We start from the raw sequence: 17,003 nt of genomic DNA on the forward strand, positions 1-17,003 counted from the left end.
CGTGTATCCGGTACCAGGGCGCGGCGTAGCGGCAGGATCGGCAGGCCCTGGCGTTCGCAAGCCATGCACTGGTCAGAAGGGAGCCCGGCTTCGGCTGTCGCAATGGCGATACGTTGACTGAGGGTCATAAGCGCCTCTCGTTTACTGGGAGGGGATCGATCAGGCGACACCATTGCGCCTCAGAATAACGAGCGAGCATTGGGGCAAGAGGACGGCGGTCGTTTACGGCTGCCTCAACCATGCTGCGCACTGCAGCAACGGTATTCAGCTTGGGATGGATGCACAGGTGATGAAGAGCGAAAACCATGATGTCCTCCTCTGCACTCAGGCCCAACGCTCGTGCGTCGTCAATATGGTTGGATACACGCACGGCGGCTAATGGCGGTACCTGGCACTGGCTCGCGTCCTTCGAGCCCGCACGCAGCACTCTCCAGACAGCCAGCACGCGCTCGACCAACGCCACATCCTGCTGAATCCGCTGGGCAGGCTCCGGCAAAGAGTGCCGCGGTCCGCTCTGCCCTTTGAGGTGGGCCAACCTTCCACCGCTACTCAGGAACAACCAGCTGTTGACCGGCCACCACGGGCCATGCTCGACCTGCTTGAACGTTGCCGCGAGCAGCTCCAGGCGAACGGGTTCATAGACTGGGTAAAAGTTGACGTGGCGCTTGGCATCGGGTATTTGGCACATGGCCGTGAGGTGGGCGGCTACCGTGGCCGGTGTTGCCTCGCTGAACAGCCAGCCACTCAAGTAGCGTCGGTGCTGGTGCAGCCCTCTGTACGCTGCACGAGCCGTCAGCTCGAGCAAGTCACTGCGGGGAAAAGATCCGGGCGAGGCCAGGCAGGCCAATACCGGGTGCAGGTGAGGCGCATGGGCGAGATCGGCCCTGTGCACACGCGTCAACGCTGCTTCGCCCAACGTTTCGCGCAGTCGAGCAAGCAAGTTATGGTCGCTTCTAGCCGTGACCGCTAGTGGGTCTATCAGCACATGGCAATGCAAATGCGCCGCATGGTGCCCTTCAAGGCTGCGGGCCAGGTGCTCGATCTTCATGCCTTGACCTCGCACTTGTTACTGCCATCAGCCGTAAACTCAAGTGACTGGCTATTGCCATCCCCCTTCGCTACCGCCTTGGTCTGCCCCTGCAGATCGAGTGTCAAGCCGTTGATGGTAATGCCCTGTGCATCCAGCACGATGCTGCCGCCAGGGCTTCTGAACTCGATGCGTTCACTGGCCAGCAACTGGTAGACCGTCGTGCGTGTTTGCACCCCCTGCCCGACGCTGATCGATTGAGCCCCTTTGATCACAAGCTCGCTGTTGTTACCAACGACGACACGTTGGTTGGCACCCGTTGTCTCGCTACGGTTGTTGCCCACTTGTTCAGTCAGATCTTGCTTGATGTCAACACGGCTGTTTTGCCCGATGAACTGTATATGGTCACGCGCCGTTTCCTGGCGGAAGTTGTTGCCGATGGTCAGTTGCTCATCCTGGCCGACTTGCTCGACACGGTTACGCCCGACACGCGTGGTCTCATCATTGCCGACGATGTTGTTCTGGTCCCGCTGTGCATGGATGAACACTTCCTCCTTGCCCAGTTCATCCTCGAAACGCAGTTCGTTGAAGCCTTTGCCCTTGTGGGTCTGGCTCTTGATGGTCATGCGCGTCTTGTGCTTAGGCAGGTCATACGGCGGCAGCTGATTGCCACAGTAGGTGCGCCCGGTGATCATCGGCTGGTCCGGGTCGGCGTCGACGTACTGGATGATCACGTCCTGGCCAATGCGCGGAATGGCCATCGAACCCCAGCTGCCACCGGCCCAACCCTGCGACACGCGCACCCAGCAGGAGCTGAACTCGTTGTCCTGGCTTTCCCGGTCCCAGGGAAAGCTGACCTTCACCCGGCCCCATTGGTCGCAGTAGATCTCCTCGCCCTTGGGCCCCACCACCGTCGCCATCTGCGGGCCGTCGATGCGCGGCTTGGGTAGCGGCGCCGGGCGCCATTCGGTTCTGCCGGGCACCAGCACGGCTGCCTGCGTGTAGCGAGTGCCTTGCTGGGCACCCGCAGCCTCTTCCTGAAGGCTGGTGAACTGGCTGCCTTCGTGGTGCACGCGGTTTACCCGCCAATGCATGTTCAGGTCTTTGCGCGGGTGCTCGGTCAAGGTGAAGCTCAGCCCCGGCTGCAGGCGCACGTCGTCGCCTTCCACCTCGGCCAGGCGGGCGTCATGGCGTAAAGCTGTGATGCGGGTGGCGGTGAAGGGTGCGCCGACGGCCCCGCGCTTGTAGCGGCCGGGGTAGTCGAAGCGCTCGTACGTGGTGGACTGGTGCTTGAGGTCGCTGCCATCGGCACGCTGCTCCTGGCGGTAGGCGGGGTGGGTGAAGGTGTAGTCGCGCTGCACCTGGCGCGCGGTACGCACCTGCTCGCTGTAACGCAGGTGGCGCAGGCACGGCCTGGCCTGGTCGCCGCCGCTGTTGGCGTGGTACAGCACCTGGTTAGGGTCAATGTCGTCCTGTTCGAAGAAGCCTTCGTCCTCCTCATCGCCCTTGATGGCGCCCTGGCTGATCTGCCCCAGCCCCAACAGCCGGTCGGTGATCAGCAGCCTGTGCAGTTTCGGCGTGTGCTCGAAGCGGTAGACGAAGCCCTCTTCGGCGGCCAGGCGGGCGATGAAGTCGAGGTCGGTTTCACCGGCCTGCACGCAGAATTCGCGCACCTCATGCTTGTCGATGCTCTTCAGCTCGTAGCCAGTGATGCCCTGGCGCTTGAGCATGATCTCGAGAATCTGCGGCACGGTTTTCTGCTGGAAGATGCGCCAGTTCGAGCGCAGCCCGGCGCGGGCCAGCACGGGTTCGACCAGGGCGCGGTAACAGGTGCGATGGAAGCCCGTCTCACCCTGGCTGAAGGTGCTGACCAGGCCGTGCACGTAGCGCAACGGGCGCTCGCCACGCCAGATCGTGAACAGCACCGGCTTGTCGAGCAACTGGCCGAAGTCGACATCGTCTTCAAAACTGACCAGCTCCAGCTTCAGCTGGAACGGCGTGCTGATGGCTTCGTCCAGTTCGAACGACACCACTTCGAATTCACTCCGGCCCACCAGCGGCTGGAAGGTAAAGCGCAAATCGGATTGGCTAGGCATGTGGCGTCCCCCGCTACTGCTGCAGAATCGCGTCGAGCGATTCCAGGACTTCGGCGGTGAGCAGGTCGAGGCGGTAGCTGTAGTAGCTGTAGGCGCAGACCATGGCGACGGCGGAGATCACCAGCGGGCTCCACCAGGGCCACTCCCAGCGTCGCGGGCGGTGGGGGCAATGAACGACGTTGGTGTAGGGGTCGCACACCTCTTCCGGCGTGGGGCCACGCAGTTCGCGGATGACCGTGTGCATGCGCGAGATCAAGGCTTTGATGATCTCTTCGCACTTGGGGTCCAGGGCGTGCTTGCCCCTGAGGCCCAGGCAAAAGCAGTAGTACAGGAACTCCAGTACATCCTGGAATTCCTTGGGCGCCTGCATGACCCGTTCGAGCAGCACGAAGATCTTTTCGCCGCCCTGGGTTTCGTCGTGGAAGATGCTGAGCAGCGGCTCGTGGCTCCAGCACGAATTGTTGCCCCACGGGCGGCTCATCACGGCCTCGTCCAGGTACAGGCACAGGGCATAGGAATAGACTTCCTGGTGCACGATGGGGTACCCGTGCTGCTGGATTTCTTCGCGAATGTTGCTGACCTGGTTTTGCACGGTCTTGTGCACGTAGGCGAGGTTGGGCAGGTCATCCAGGGTGCGCAGGCGAATGACCAGCCCGAACAGCGGGCTTGCCGCGTCGAGCATCAGGTTTGCGAAGCCGCCACGCAGCTGGAACTCCGGGTCGGCGGGGTAACCTTCAAAATCCGGGTCACCTGCTCGCTGCCCCTGGTCAGCCGGATAGGGTGAATCGCTGCCCTCCGGCACTTCGAGCATCGCGTAGACGCTGCGTTCTGAAGCGTCATGAGCATCGACAGCGCCGTCGGGTTTTACCGGAGGCAGATCGGATGGGCCGGGCATGAAGTGGTCCTTGTCTTCGGGAAAACTGAAGACATGAACACTATCGGGGAATCAATTCTCCAAGGAGTCTGGGGCTTCCCAAATGCTTGTAGGATCCTTCTCTACATCAAGTTTCCAAACGTTTCCCTGGCAACATCCTGCTAGCGAATAGCGCCCTGCAGGAGCGGGTTTTCCGCTCCTGCAGGAATCGCACACCCCCTCCACAAGCGCGTCGCGCTCAGCCAAAAAGCCTGGCCAGGCAGGCCAGTTTCTTCTTGTACGACCGCCGCGCCTCCAGCGCCTGCTCCAGGCTCACCGCCAGGAACCGTGCCTGTTGGTTGGGCTGCATCTGGCCGATCAGGTCGAGGTCGGCGCTGATCACCGTGCCGATCATGGCGTAGCCGCCACCCGACACCGCATCACGGTGCAGGATGATCGGTTCCAGCCCCGCAGGCACCTGGATAGAACCGATCGGGTAGCAGCTGTCGACGATGTTGGACGGGTCCGAGCCGGCACCGAACGGTTGCTCCCGCGGCTGGAAGCTCAAGGCGTTGCCGCCTTTGTAGCGATAGCCGATACGGTCCGCTTCGGAGCCGACTGTCCAGGCCTGGGTGAAGAAGCTTTGCGCTGCGGCCTCGGTCAGCCGATGGAAGTACAGCCCCGGCACCACCCGCACCACCACCTCGCCGCCCAGGGCCTGGCGCAGGGCCATGGGCAGGCTTGCGCCGGCGCGGGTCTTGCCGCTGGGCACACCGACCGGCAGCACGTCGCCTGCCATCAGCTTGCGCCCCTGGAACCCGCCCAATGCCCCCAGCGCGTAGGTGGAACGGCTGCCGAGCACCTCAGGTACATCAATGCCGCCGGCAACGGCCAGGTAGGCACGGGCGCCCGCCGTGGGGAAGCCGAAGCGCAACACCTGCCCTGCGCGCACGGTAAATGCCGTGTCGGGGCGCTGCTCGCGGCCATCCAGCAAAGCGGGCATCTGTGCACCGCAGACCGCCACCAGCGCATCCTGCTGGAACTCCAGCTCCGGCCCCACCAGCGCACACTCAAGGGCTGCTGCGCCGGCCGGGTTGCCCACCAGGTGGTTGGCCGCGCGCAGGGCGTACTGGTCGAGTGCACCGGACGGCGGAATGCCCAGGTGGTAGTAGCCTTCACGGCCCAGGTCCTGCACCGAGGTGGCCAGGCCGGGTTTGAGTACCTTGATCATGCCAGTACCTCCTGCAGCGACTTGGGGTAACCGACCGGGTCGGCAAGGAAGGCATCCAGGGAGAACTCGACCGGGCGAATACGCAGGTCGAAGCGGCCCTCCTCCACCTCTGCCACTGCCTGGTCGTAGGCCCGGCGATCAATGGGCTTGAACTGCACGATGTCACCCGGGCGGAAAAACACCATGTGCGCCTTCAGGTAGTTCAGTGTTTGCTGAGGGTCGTAGATCGGTGCCGGGGTGACGCCGAACATCTGGTAGCCCCCTGCACCGCGTACCGAGTAGATGCAACCGAAGCAACCGCCATGGCCTAGGGTGAGTTTGGGCGTGTCGGTACGCGGGCGCAGGTATTTAGGCACCTGCAACTGCCGCTCGCGCTCGACCATCTGGAACATGAACGGCAGGCCGGCCACGAAACCGACCATCGACACGAACCAGGGCGCACCACTGTGGGCGGCAATGAAGGCGTCGACATCGGCCAGCCCATTGATGCGCGCCGCGTATTCCAGGTCGGTGCTGGCCGGGTCCTGGTGGCGGTCTCGGAAACGCATCAGGGTTTCATGGGTCCAGGGGTCGTTGTACAGCACCGGGATCTCGATGATCCGCGTCTGCAAAGAGCGCTCGGCCACAGCCTCGGCCTCGGCACCTTGCACCGCTTCAAGCAGCGCCTGCGGCGCAATGCGGTCGGGGTCGAAGCGGATCTGGAACGAGGCATTTGCCAGGCACACGTCCAGCACGCCATCCAGAGCCAGCCGTTCAACGGCGCGGGTGACGGCCATGCCCTTGAAAAACGCTTCCAGCGACATGCTGTCGCTGACTTCGGCAAACAGGTGCTCGTCTGCGCCGAAGCTGTAGCGGATCGGGGTTGTAGCAAGCGGTTCGGCCATGACTGTTCCTTTTCTTGGAATCTTTATAGAAAGGCAGGCGAAAAAAAATACACGGGCTCCGGCTTGTGCCAGACGGATGCCTCACGGGCTCAGCGTGGCGCGCGCACCACAATACCGGCCGCGTCCAGCGCCCTGCGCGTGGCCTCGACCAGGTCGAGAGCGCCGGGGGTGTCACTGTGCAGGCAGATGGAATCGAATTCGATGGCCAGGTCCTGCCCCTCGACCGTGCGCACCAGGCCCTGCTGGCATGCCCGCAATACGCGCTCGGCAACCGCGTTGGGCTCATGGCCGCGCACATTGCGGGTGAACACGATCGAGCCGCTCAGGTCGTACTCACGGTCGGCGTAGAACTCGCGAACCACCGGCTGGCCAAGCGCTTGGGCAATACGGCAGATCAACGAACCCGGCATGCAGTACAACAGCAGCTCCGGCTCTATCACCCGCAGGTTTTCCACCAGCAGGCGGGCAGCTTCCTCGTCACGCGCCAGGTGCATGTACAGCGCACCGTGCGGCTTGATGTGCTGCAGGCGTACCCCTTGGGCACGGGCAATTTCGCGCAGTGCACCCAGCTGGTAGAGCATGTCGTCGACCAGTTCCTGGGCTGGCGCGTTGATGTGCCGGCGACCGAAGCCGACAAGGTCACGAAAACCCGGGTGCGCACCCACCGCCACGCCCAGGGCCTTGGCCCGCTCAACGGTACGGCGCATGGTACCGGGGTCGCCAGCATGAAAGCCCGTGGCGATGTTTGCCGTGCTTATGTAGCCCATCAGCTCGTTGTCGACGCCGTCGCCAATGGTCCACGGACCAAATCCCTCACCCATGTCCGAGTTGAAATCCACCACCTGCATGACTGTCTCTCCTGGTGCTTGTGACTGCATGCAAGCCACGTTAGATTCTCCTTATCCCCTTGGGAAGATCTATAAACAGATAGGGTGTATTCTGAAAATCAGATACCCCAGGAGCCAACCGTGTCACTGACCCTGCGGCAGGTCCGCTACTTCGTTGCCACCGCCGAGATCGGCCAGATTTCCCAGGCAGCCATCCACCTGAACATCTCCCAGTCGGCGGTGACCACGGCAATCAAGGAACTGGAAGCCATGCTTGGCGTGCTGCTGTTCCAGCGCTCGGCCCAAGGCATGAGCCTGACCGAGGCTGGCCGGCACTTCCTGAACCGCGCCTACGTGATTCTGCGCAGTGTTGACGACGCGCTGAACAGCCCGCTGCCGAACGTGCGCGCCAGCGGCCTGCTGCGCCTGGCGGCAAGCTACACAGTGATCGGCTACTTCCTGCCACACCACCTGCAGCGCCTGGAACACTGGCACCCGGATGTGACCCTGGAGCTGTACGAACAGGAGCGCAGCGCCATCGAGCAAGGTTTGCTGGAGGGGCGTTTCGACATGGCGGTTGTGCTCACGGCCAACCTCACTCACCCCGACATCGTCTCCGAAACCCTGTTCAACTCCGAGCGCCGGCTATGGCTGCCCGGCCACCACCCGCTGTGCGAGCGCTCGGCGGTAAGCCTGGCCGATGTGGCCTGCGAACCGTTCATCCTGCTGACCGTAGACGAGGCCGAGCAAAGCGCCATGCGTTATTGGGAACTGGCCGGGCAGCGCCCGAGCGTGCGGGTGCGGACCAGTTCGGTGGAAGCCGTGCGCAGCATGGTTGCCAATGGCAGTGGTGTGGCGGTCTTGTCAGATCTGGTGCACCGCCCTTGGTCACTGGAGGGCAAGCGCATCGAGACGGTGACCATCAGCGACCCGGTGACACCTATGAGTGTAGGGCTGGCCTGGCACCGTGAGCGGGCATTCAGCCCGGCGATGCAGGCCGTGCGCGATTACTTCCATGATGCGTTTCTGGCGCCCCAGCAGTTGTCCGCCCGGCGCTGAGGGTGTGCTAGCAGGGCCGGCCTCTTCGCGGGTAAACCCGCTCCCACAGCTACTGCACCGGCCTTGAGAACAGTGGCTACCTGAATAAGCCACCGCCCCCTGGTGCGACGCGGTCAATGTGGGAGCGGGTTTACCCGCGAAGAGGCCATCACAGGTTTCAGCCGAACGATCAGGCCACAATGCCGTCATAACCTGAGCCGGTGCCGACACGCAAAGAGGACGCGAAATGACCCAGCCCGACCCGTCATACGTCAAATGGCTCGAAGACCGCGCCATGCTCAAGGCTTCCCAGGCGCGTGCCAGCCTGTATTCAGGGCAGTCACGCCTGTGGCAGCAGCCCTACGCCGAAGCCCAGCCACGCCGCGCCACCGAAATCGCCTCGGTCTGGTTGACCGTCTACCCCGACGCCATCATCGCCCCACAAGACTGTTCCGTGCTCGGTGCGCTTGCCCACGAAGCCCTGTGGAAACGGCTGTCAGAGATCGGCATCCAAGGCCTGCACACAGGCCCCATCAAGTTGTCCGGCGGCATCCGTGGCCGCGAACTCACGCCCAGCGTTGACGGTAACTTCGACCGCATCAGCTTCGATATCGACCCGCTGTACGGCAGCGAACAGGAACTGGTGCAGATGAGCCGCATGGCCGCCGCGCACAATGCCGTGACCATCGACGACCTGATCCCATCGCACACCGGCAAAGGTGCCGACTTCCGCTTGGCCGAGATGGCCCACGGCCCTTACCCGGGGCTGTACCACATGGTCGAAATCCGCGAAGAAGACTGGCCGCTACTGCCAGAGGTGCCCACCGGCCGCGATTCGCTCAACCTGCTGCCGGCCCAGTGCGACGAGCTCAAAGCCCGCCATTACATCGTCGGCCAGTTGCAACGGGTGATCTTCTTCGAGCCCGGTGTGAAGGAAACCGACTGGAGCGTCACGCCGCCCATCACCGGTGTCGATGGCAAAACCCGTCGCTGGGTATACCTGCACTACTTCAAGGACGGCCAACCCTCGCTGAACTGGCTGGACCCGACCTTCGCTGCCCAGCAAATGATCATTGGCGATGCCCTGCACGCCCTGGACTGCCTGGGCGCGCGCGGCCTGCGTCTGGACGCCAACGGTTTTCTCGGCGTGGAAACGCGGGCCAGCGGCACAGCCTGGTCGGAGAGCCACCCACTGTCGATCGTCGGCAACCAGTTGATCGGCGGCATGATCCGCAAGGCGGGCGGCTTCAGCTTCCAGGAACTGAACCTGACCCTGGACGACATCGCGCAGATGTCCAAGGGCGGGGCCGACCTGTCCTACGACTTCATCACCCGGCCGGCCTATCAGCATGCACTGCTGACCGGTGACACTGAGTTCCTGCGCCTGATGCTCAAGGAAATGCACGCCTTCGGCATCGACCCGGCCTCGCTGATCCATGCCCTTCAAAACCACGACGAGCTGACCGTGGAACTGGTGCACTTCTGGACCCTGCACGCCCACGACATGTACCTGTACAAGGGCCAGACCTTGCCCGGCAGCATCCTGCGTGAGCATGTCCGCGAAGAGATCTACGAACGCCTCTCGGGCGAGCACGCGCCCTACAACCTGCGCTTCGTGACCAATGGCATCGCCTGTACCACGGCCAGCCTGATCACCGCAGCCCTGGGCATCCGCGACCTTGAGCAAATCGGTGCAGCAGACATCGAGCTGATCCAGAAAGTGCACCTGCTGCTGGTCATGTACAACGCCATGCAGCCAGGGGTGGTCGCGCTATCTGGCTGGGACCTGGTCGGTGCCCTGCCCTTGCCCGCCGAAGCAGTCGCGCAGCGGATGCTGGATGGCGATACCCGCTGGATTCACCGGGGCGGTTATGACCTGGCCGGTCTCGACCCACAGGCGGAGGTATCGGTGCGTGGCATGCCACGGGCCAGGGCACTGTATGGCAGCCTCGACAGCCAGCTGGAAAACGCTGATTCATTTGCCTGCAAGGTGAAGAAGCTACTGGCTGTGCGGCAGGCCTACGGCATAGCCACCAGCCGCCAGGTGCTGGTGCCTGAGGTCAGCAGCCCAGGGTTGCTGGTGATGGTGCACGAACTGCCAGCCGGGCGCGGTATCCAGATCAGCGCACTGAACTTTGGCCAGGCAGCGATTGCCGAGGAGTTGCAGCTGACCGGGTTCACGCCCGGGACGGTAGTGGACATGATCAATGAAACGGTCGAAGGGGACCTGACCGAGGATGGGCGATTGCTGGTGAACCTGGATCCGTACGAGGCGCTGTGCCTGCGCATCGTCAACAGCAGCGCTCATGTGTAACGGGCGCCGCAGCTAAGGCGGTGCAGTAGCCGTGGGAGAGGCCGGTCTTGCATTTACCGCTCCAGGGGCATAGCGTTCGGAAAGTTTCTTTTCCGTGCCCAGGAGCAACTCCATGTACACCGGCATCGTCCAGGCCGTCCGCCCTCTGCTTGATGTGGCCACCCACCCGGGCCACAAGCAGTTCACCATCGACCTCACCCCGGAGCTGCTCGACGAGCTGAAGATCGGCGCCAGCGTCAGTGTCGAAGGCACCTGCCTGTCGGTCACCGAAATCGCCGGCACGCAAGTCAAATTCGACGCCATGACCGCCACCCTCGAACGCACCAACCTGCGCTTCTTCAAGGCGGGCCAGGGGGTCAACATCGAACGTTCGGCGAAAATGAACGCCGAAGTCGGTGGCCACCTGATGGCCGGCCACATCGCCACCACCGCCGAAATCGTCGAACTGTCGATCAAGGAAACCGGCGCCTTCATCAAGTTCCGCATGCCGCCGGAATGGGGCAAGTACGTGTTCCCGCGCGGTTTCATCGGGGTCAATGGCTGCAGCCTGACCGTCGCCGATGTCGACGACAACGTCATCACCATCAACCTGATCCCGGAAACCCTGCGCCAGACCACTTTTGCCAGCTACAAGGCCGGCGAACAGCTCAATATCGAGGTCGATCACCAGACCATGGTGCTGGTCGATGTGGTGGAGCGCACCATCAAAGGCACTCTGGCCCGCGAAAAACTGCTGCCCTGAGGCCTGCCCATGCTGCCCAACGCCCTCCCCGCGCGCACGGCCACGCGGCTACGCCTGCAAGTGTTGCGTGGCCGGGTCGGCCTTGGCCTGGTCGCCGGTTTGTCGGTGCTGGCTGGCATGACCGATGCTATCGGCCTGCTAGCGCTGGGCGACTTCGTGTCGTTCATGAGTGGCAATACCACACGCCTGGCCGTGGCCATCAGTGAGGCAGACCTGGCCCTGGTGCTGCGCCTGAGTGGCGCGATACTGGGCTTTGTCGCTGGCAATGCGCTGGGCGTGCTGCTGGCCCGTGGCTTGCGCCGTCGGGCCTGGCCTGTGTTGCTGATGGTCGCCGTGCTGCTGGCGTTTGCGGCCGCCTGGCCATTTGCAGCCACCTTTCCGGCTTTATTGGCCGCCACGCTGGCCATGGGCATGATCAATGCCGTGGTTGAGCAGGTGAACGGCCTGCCCATCGGTCTGACTTACGTCACCGGGGCCCTGTCCCGCTTTGGCCGTGGCCTGGGCCGTTGGCTGCTGGGCGAGCGGCGCAACGGCTGGCGGGTGCAGCTGGTGCCCTGGGCCGGCATGCTGCTGGGGGCCGCGTTGGGCGCCTGGTTGCAGCAGCGCCTGGGCCTGCAGGCACTGGCTGGCAGCTGCGCGCTGGCCTGTGTGCTGGCCCTGGTGTCGCGGTTCATCCCACGCGCCTGGCAGCGTGGCTACATGCCGCGCTGATCAATCGATGCGCGGGTGCTGCTGTGCCAGGGTCTGGCGCTTGGCTTCCAGCTCGGCGATCTGCGCATCGATGTCCTCGATCTTCTGCTCGATGTTGTCGTGGTGCTCCTGCAACAGCTCACGCGCTTCCTCGATGTCCGACGCCGCCGGTGCCGCGCCGCGCAGCGGCTTGTTGGCGGTTTCCTTCATGGTCAACCCGGTCAGCAGGCCAATAGCAGCGATCACCATCAGGTAGTAGGCCGGCATGTACAGGTCGCCAGTGCTTTCCACCAGCCAGGCTGTGACGGTGGGGGTAAGCCCGGCGATCAGCACCGAAATGTTGAAAGCGGCCGCCAGCGCGCTGTAGCGGATGTGCGTAGGGAACATCGCGGGCAGCGTCGAGGCCATTACACCGATGAAGAAGTTCAGCAGCACGGCAATGATCAGCAGCCCGGCAAAAATCACCCCCAGCACGCCGCTGTTGATCAGCATGAACGCCGGAATGGCCAGGGCAAACAGGCCGACACTGCCCACGATGATGAACGGCCGGCGGCCGAACTTGTCGCTGAGCAGGCCGATCACCGGCTGCACGAACAGCATGCCGACCATGATCGCAATGATGATCAGCACGCCATGGTCTTCGCTGTAATGCAGGTTGTGCGACAGGTAGCTGGGCATGTAGGTGAGCAGCATGTAGTAGGTGACGTTGGTGGCAATCACCACGCCGATGCAGGTCACCAGGCTGCGCCAGTGCTGTGTGGCCACTTCCTTGAACGACACCTTGGGCCCGGAGGCCAGGCCTTCGCGGTCGCCCTGCTCCAGCTTGTCGACATGCTGCTGGAACGCAGGTGTTTCTTCCAGCGCATGGCGCAGGTAAAGGCCGATGATGCCCAACGGCAGGGCCAGGAAGAACGGCAGGCGCCAGCCCCATTCAAGGAACTTTTCTTCGCCCAGAATGGTGGAAATCAGCACCACCACGCCCGCGCCTAGCACAAAGCCGGCAATCGAGCCGAAGTCCAGCCAGCTACCGAGAAAACCGCGTTTGCGGTCGGGGGCGTATTCGGCCACGAAGATCGAGGCGCCGGTGTACTCGCCGCCCACCGAAAAGCCCTGGGCCATCTTGGCCAGCAACAACAGGATCGGTGCCCAGATGCCGATGCTGGCATAAGACGGTATCAGGCCGATGGCAAAGGTGCTGAGCGACATGATGACGATGGTCGCCGCGAGGATTTTCTGCCGCCCGAACTTGTCGCCCAAGGCGCCGAAAAACAGCCCGCCCAATGGCCGAATCAGGAACGGCACCGAGAAGGTGGCCAGCGCCGCGATCATCTGCACGCTGGGGTCGGCGTTGGGGAAAAACACCTTGCCCAGGGCATAAGCCACGAAGCCGTAAACGCCAAAGTCGAACCACTCCATCGCATTGCCCAGTGCGGCAGCGGTAATCGCCTTCTTCATCTTGGCGTCGTCGACGATGGTAATGTCCTTCAGGCCGATTGGCTGGACTTTTTTCTTGCGAGGTTTCATACCCGTATCCCTGTCGATGAATGCTCTAAGGGATCAGATACAACGGGACACTAAATAATTCAGCGCTTACTGATTTTTTGTGCGTTTGCGCCGCCTCACCCACCGCGCACAAAGAAAAGCCGCTGCAACTGCAGCGGCTTGTTTTACCGAAGGCCAGGCCTCAGATACCTTCGCGCGCCAGGTCCATGGCGAAGTAGGTCAGGATCAGGTCGGCACCGGCACGCTTGATCGCGCCGATGCTTTCACGCACCACCCGGCCTTCATCGATGGCGCCCGCAAGGCCGCCGAACTTGATCATCGCGTACTCGCCACTCACCTGGTACGCCGCCAACGGCAGGCGCGAGGCAGCGCGGATGTCGGCGATCACGTCAAGGTAGGCGCCAGCTGGCTTGACCATCAGCACATCCGCACCCTCTTGCTCGTCCAGCAGCGATTCGCGCACTGCTTCGCGGCGGTTCATCGGGTTCATCTGGTAGCTCTTGCGGTCGCCCTTCAGCGTGGTACCGCCGGCTTCACGGAACGGGCCATACAGCGACGAGGCGAACTTGGTGGAGTAGGCCATGATCGCGGTGTCGCGGAAACCGGCACCATCAAGCGCGCTACGGATGGCCTGTACCTGGCCGTCCATTGCTGCCGACGGAGCGATGAAGTCGGCACCGGCAGCGGCGGCGATGACCGCCTGCTTGCCCAGGTTGGCCAAGGTGGCGTCGTTGTCCACACCATGGTCATGCAGCACGCCGCAGTGGCCGTGGCTGGTGTATTCGCAGAAGCAGGTGTCGGACATCACCACCATTTCCGGCACGGTGTCCTTGCAGATGCGCGACATGCGCGCGACCAGGCCGTTTTCGTTCCAGGTGTCGCTGCCGGTGGCGTCCAGGTTGTGCGACACGCCAAAGGTCATCACCGACTTGATACCGGCACGGGCATAACGCTCGATTTCCTGGGCCAGCAGCTTCTCGGGGATGCGGTTGACCCCAGGCATGCTGGAGATCGGCACGAAGTCATCGATGCCCTCTTCGACGAAGATCGGCAGGATCAGGTCTTCCAGGCGGAATTCGGTTTCCTGGAAGATCGTGCGCAGGGACTCGTTCTGGCGCAGGCGGCGTGGACGAACGGACGGAAATTGGTTGGACATGACAGCTCCAGGGCATTTTGAACGGCGTATACCTTATGCCTGTCGCGCGCCAGTGAAAAGGCTAAATGACGAGATTGTGTCTTGCGTCAATGGTAATGGCCGGGTTTGCCTGTGCCGGCCCCTCCGCGGGTGAACCCGCTCACGCAGAGACAGCACAGCTTCGGGAAAGCCCCACAAAGATGTGAGGCGCCTGCAACGCCTTATTGCAACCAGGGCGGCGTGGGCTCCTCTGCCTTGACCGCGCCATGCTCAGCCTCGTCACGCGCTGCACGGCGGCGTGCATCATCCAGCCGGGCGGCGTCGATTTCGCGCATTACCCCGGACACGTCAGCTTCATGTTCGTCATCTGCGAACACCCCAGTCAACGGGCTGTCGGGCAGCAAATCACCGGCCTCGAACAGCGCCCACATTTCCTGCGCATACCGGGTGCTTTTCAGCTCTGGGGCAAAGCGCCCGAAATAATGGGCCATGTTATCCACATCGCGCTGGAGCATGCTGAAAGCGTGGTTGTTAGCGGCTGCATCCACGGCCTGCGGCAAATCGATGATCACCGGCCCGTCCGGGCCGAGCAGCACGTTGAACTCGGATAGGTCACCGTGCACCAGCCCCGCACAAAGCATCAGTACGATCTGACGAATGACAAAGGCGTGGAACGTGCGGGCTTCCTCGGCTTCCAGGTGCACGTCGTTCAGGCGCGGGGCAGCGTCGCCATCGGCATCGGTCACCAGCTCCATCAACAGCACGCCGTCCTGGAAGTCGTAGGGCTTGGGCACCCGCACACCCGCACTGGCCAGGCGGAACAATGCCGCAACTTCGGCGTTCTGCCAGGCATCTTCGGCTTCTTTACGGCCGAACTTGCTGCCTTTGGCCATGGCCCGGGCCTGGCGACTGTTACGTACCTTGCGGCCTTCCTGGTACTCGGCGGCCTGGCGGAAACTGCGCTTGTTGGCCTCTTTATAGACCTTGGCGCAGCGCACCTGGTTGCCGCAGCGCACCACGTACACGGCGGCCTCCTTGCCACTCATCAACGGCCGCAGTACTTCGTCGACCAGGCCGTCTTCGATCAGGGGTTCGATTCTTTTGGGTGTCTTCATCAGGCTGTGTTCGGGGTCCTGGCTGTGATGGTGGACATCCTCTCACAGCCGGGGACGACTTGCTCGTCTGTCTTCAGCCCAGGCTGATCAGGCGCCCTGCCCTAAGCTGTTGATCGGCACCCCGCGCGCCCGCCGGCGCGTGACCAGCAAGCCGGAACACACCACCAACACAGCCAACACCATGGTCGACACCACTTCCAGGCGATGGTCCGGACGCAGCAGCATCACGACCAGCACGCTGCAGATGAATACGATCACACCCCAAGTGAGCCACGGGAACAGCCACATGCGGTAACCCAGGGTCTTGCCCTGCGCGGTCAGGCGCTGGCGCAGGCGCAGCTGGGAAATCGCGATGACCAGGTACACCAGCAAGGCAATGGCCCCCGAGCTGGCCATGAGGAAGCCGAACACCTTGGCCGGCACCAGGTAATTGGCGATCACGGCCAAAAATGCCGCGCCAGTGGATAGCAGTACCGCTACCACAGGCGTGCCACTGCGGCTGGTCACCTGGGCGCAGGCCGGTGCATCTCCGCGGCGGCTCAGCGAGTAGACCATGCGCGAAGCGGTATACAGCGACGAGTTCAGGCAACTGGTCACCGAAGTCAACACCACAAAATCGATGATTGCCTTGGCATTCGCCACGCCCAGGGTATCCAGCACCGTGACATAGGAACCTTCGGTCGCCAGGCGCGGATCAGTCCAGGGTACCAGCGCGATGACGATGAAAATCGACAGGATGTAGAACAAGGTGATCCGCCAGATCACCGAATTGGTGGCCTTGGAAATATGCTTGCCCGCATCAGAGGATTCGGCTGCGGCAATGGTCACCACCTCGGCGCCGAGGAACGAGAACATGGTGATCAGCATGGCGCTCAGCACCGCACCGAAACCATTGGGCATGAAACCACCGGTATCCCAGAGGCGCGAGACACCGCTGACACCGGAACCGGGCAGCAGGCCGAAAATGGCGCACACGCCAAGTGCAATGAACGCGACGATCGCCACCACTTTTACCAGTGCCAGCCAGAACTCGAACTCGCCATAGTTCTTCACGCTGAACAGGTTGGTGGCGGTCAGCAACAAGGTAATCACCAACGACAATACCCAGATCTCCATCTGCGGGACCCAGGAATTGATGATGGTGGCGGCAATGTTGGCTTCGATGGGAATGATCAGCACCCAGAACCACCAGTACAGCCAACCGATGGTGTAGCCCGCCCACTTGCCGATGGCGAGATCAGCATAGGTGGAAAACGAACCGGTATCCGGCGAAGCCACCGCCATCTCGGCCAGCATGCGCATCACCAGCACCACCAGGCCACCGGCCAGTATATAGGCCAGAATGGTGGCCGGCCCTGCTTCAGCAATGGCACGACCAGAGCCAACGAACAGGCCGGCGCCGATCACACCGGCAATGGACAGCATGGTGACATGCCGTGATTTCAATCCATGACTCAAATTGTTCTTGTGGGTTTGCATGGCACTACCTTGTTGTTTTTGTCATGCCCACGCTGGGGCCGCCGGCTGCACGGTCGCCGACGCAGGCGC

General features: G+C 62.8%; 14 protein-coding genes. 4 read left to right on the forward strand and 10 right to left on the reverse strand.

Annotated features, from left to right (window positions below; genetic code table 11):
- Positions 1 to 124 precede the first annotated feature (124 nt).
- The 6 genes from JOY50_RS27290 to JOY50_RS27315 form a co-directional block, all read right to left on the reverse strand.
- On the reverse strand, positions 125 to 1,048 hold the full coding sequence (locus JOY50_RS27290; protein WP_132843360.1) for a hypothetical protein: 924 nt from the start codon (positions 1,046 to 1,048) through the stop codon (positions 125 to 127).
- Positions 1,045 to 3,123 (reverse strand): type VI secretion system Vgr family protein, encoded by a 2,079-nt coding sequence (locus JOY50_RS27295; protein ID WP_132843362.1) that lies wholly within the window; start codon positions 3,121 to 3,123, stop codon positions 1,045 to 1,047. The genes JOY50_RS27290 and JOY50_RS27295 overlap by 4 nt, the downstream gene beginning before the upstream one ends.
- Positions 3,124 to 3,136: 13 nt before the next feature.
- Entirely contained in the window at positions 3,137 to 4,018 is an 882-nt protein-coding gene (gene icmH / locus JOY50_RS27300; protein ID WP_132843364.1) for a type IVB secretion system protein IcmH/DotU, read from the reverse strand.
- Between the two features lie 217 nt (positions 4,019 to 4,235).
- Positions 4,236 to 5,207 (reverse strand): biotin-dependent carboxyltransferase family protein, encoded by a 972-nt coding sequence (locus tag JOY50_RS27305; RefSeq protein WP_132843366.1) that lies wholly within the window; start codon positions 5,205 to 5,207, stop codon positions 4,236 to 4,238.
- Complete coding sequence (locus JOY50_RS27310; RefSeq protein ID WP_138737000.1) at positions 5,204 to 6,091, reverse strand: allophanate hydrolase subunit 1; 888 nt, start codon at positions 6,089 to 6,091, stop codon at positions 5,204 to 5,206. The genes JOY50_RS27305 and JOY50_RS27310 overlap by 4 nt, the downstream gene beginning before the upstream one ends.
- Before the next feature lie 89 nt (positions 6,092 to 6,180).
- Positions 6,181 to 6,939: a 5-oxoprolinase subunit PxpA gene (locus JOY50_RS27315; RefSeq protein ID WP_243056119.1), complete on the reverse strand. Its 759-nt coding sequence runs from the start codon at positions 6,937 to 6,939 to the stop codon at positions 6,181 to 6,183.
- Between the two features lie 120 nt (positions 6,940 to 7,059).
- Here JOY50_RS27315 and JOY50_RS27320 point away from each other — a divergent pair, with 120 nt between their 5' ends.
- The 4 genes from JOY50_RS27320 (at position 7,060) to JOY50_RS27335 (ending at position 11,723) form a co-directional block, all read left to right on the forward strand.
- Positions 7,060 to 7,977 carry a LysR family transcriptional regulator gene (locus JOY50_RS27320; protein WP_132843370.1) on the forward strand — a complete coding sequence of 306 codons (918 nt, stop codon included), beginning with the start codon at positions 7,060 to 7,062 and terminating at the stop codon, positions 7,975 to 7,977.
- A gap of 226 nt (positions 7,978 to 8,203) precedes the next feature.
- Positions 8,204 to 10,270 (forward strand): maltose alpha-D-glucosyltransferase, encoded by a 2,067-nt coding sequence (treS, locus tag JOY50_RS27325; RefSeq protein ID WP_132843373.1) that lies wholly within the window; start codon positions 8,204 to 8,206, stop codon positions 10,268 to 10,270.
- Positions 10,271 to 10,382: 112 nt separating this feature from the next.
- The gene (locus tag JOY50_RS27330) at positions 10,383 to 11,012 is read left to right on the forward strand and encodes a riboflavin synthase subunit alpha (protein ID WP_243056120.1); all 630 of its coding nucleotides are present in this window, start codon (positions 10,383 to 10,385) and stop codon (positions 11,010 to 11,012) included.
- Positions 11,013 to 11,021: 9 nt separating this feature from the next.
- Positions 11,022 to 11,723 (forward strand): YoaK family protein, encoded by a 702-nt coding sequence (locus tag JOY50_RS27335; protein WP_138737003.1) that lies wholly within the window; start codon positions 11,022 to 11,024, stop codon positions 11,721 to 11,723.
- On the opposite strand, the gene proP is transcribed toward JOY50_RS27335, so the two are convergent.
- From proP to gabP, 4 genes are all read right to left on the reverse strand, one after another.
- Positions 11,724 to 13,226, reverse strand: coding sequence for a glycine betaine/L-proline transporter ProP (gene proP / locus JOY50_RS27340; protein WP_132843379.1), 1,503 nt, complete (start codon positions 13,224 to 13,226; stop codon positions 11,724 to 11,726).
- 160 nt (positions 13,227 to 13,386) lie between these two features.
- Entirely contained in the window at positions 13,387 to 14,361 is a 975-nt protein-coding gene (gene hemB, locus JOY50_RS27345; protein ID WP_132843381.1) for a porphobilinogen synthase, read from the reverse strand.
- A gap of 200 nt (positions 14,362 to 14,561) precedes the next feature.
- Positions 14,562 to 15,455, reverse strand: a complete 894-nt coding sequence (locus tag JOY50_RS27350; RefSeq protein ID WP_028613033.1) for a PA4780 family RIO1-like protein kinase — start codon at positions 15,453 to 15,455, stop codon at positions 14,562 to 14,564.
- 87 nt (positions 15,456 to 15,542) lie between these two features.
- Positions 15,543 to 16,934 carry a GABA permease gene (gene gabP / locus JOY50_RS27355; protein ID WP_028613034.1) on the reverse strand — a complete coding sequence of 464 codons (1,392 nt, stop codon included), beginning with the start codon at positions 16,932 to 16,934 and terminating at the stop codon, positions 15,543 to 15,545.
- Positions 16,935 to 17,003 lie beyond the last annotated feature (69 nt).

The sequence above is a fragment of the Pseudomonas sp. BP01 genome (assembly GCF_022760795.1).
GTDB lineage: Bacteria > Pseudomonadota > Gammaproteobacteria > Pseudomonadales > Pseudomonadaceae > Aquipseudomonas > Aquipseudomonas putida_Q.

What these genes read in the sequence shown, in the direction of transcription:
- gabP (WP_028613034.1), bottom strand. Translation starts at nt 16,934, where the DNA reads ATGCAAACCCACAAGAACAATTTGAGTCATGGATTGAAATCACGGCAT.
- proP (WP_132843379.1), bottom strand. Translation starts at nt 13,226, where the DNA reads ATGAAACCTCGCAAGAAAAAAGTCCAGCCAATCGGCCTGAAGGACATT.
- hemB (WP_132843381.1), bottom strand. Translation starts at nt 14,361, where the DNA reads ATGTCCAACCAATTTCCGTCCGTTCGTCCACGCCGCCTGCGCCAGAAC.
- JOY50_RS27330 (WP_243056120.1), top strand. Translation starts at nt 10,383, where the DNA reads ATGTACACCGGCATCGTCCAGGCCGTCCGCCCTCTGCTTGATGTGGCC.
- treS (WP_132843373.1), top strand. Translation starts at nt 8,204, where the DNA reads ATGACCCAGCCCGACCCGTCATACGTCAAATGGCTCGAAGACCGCGCC.
- JOY50_RS27290 (WP_132843360.1), bottom strand. Translation starts at nt 1,048, where the DNA reads ATGAAGATCGAGCACCTGGCCCGCAGCCTTGAAGGGCACCATGCGGCG.
- JOY50_RS27295 (WP_132843362.1), bottom strand. Translation starts at nt 3,123, where the DNA reads ATGCCTAGCCAATCCGATTTGCGCTTTACCTTCCAGCCGCTGGTGGGC.
- JOY50_RS27310 (WP_138737000.1), bottom strand. Translation starts at nt 6,091, where the DNA reads ATGGCCGAACCGCTTGCTACAACCCCGATCCGCTACAGCTTCGGCGCA.
- JOY50_RS27305 (WP_132843366.1), bottom strand. Translation starts at nt 5,207, where the DNA reads ATGATCAAGGTACTCAAACCCGGCCTGGCCACCTCGGTGCAGGACCTG.
- JOY50_RS27350 (WP_028613033.1), bottom strand. Translation starts at nt 15,455, where the DNA reads ATGAAGACACCCAAAAGAATCGAACCCCTGATCGAAGACGGCCTGGTC.
- JOY50_RS27315 (WP_243056119.1), bottom strand. Translation starts at nt 6,939, where the DNA reads ATGCAGGTGGTGGATTTCAACTCGGACATGGGTGAGGGATTTGGTCCG.
- JOY50_RS27335 (WP_138737003.1), top strand. Translation starts at nt 11,022, where the DNA reads ATGCTGCCCAACGCCCTCCCCGCGCGCACGGCCACGCGGCTACGCCTG.
- icmH (WP_132843364.1), bottom strand. Translation starts at nt 4,018, where the DNA reads ATGCCCGGCCCATCCGATCTGCCTCCGGTAAAACCCGACGGCGCTGTC.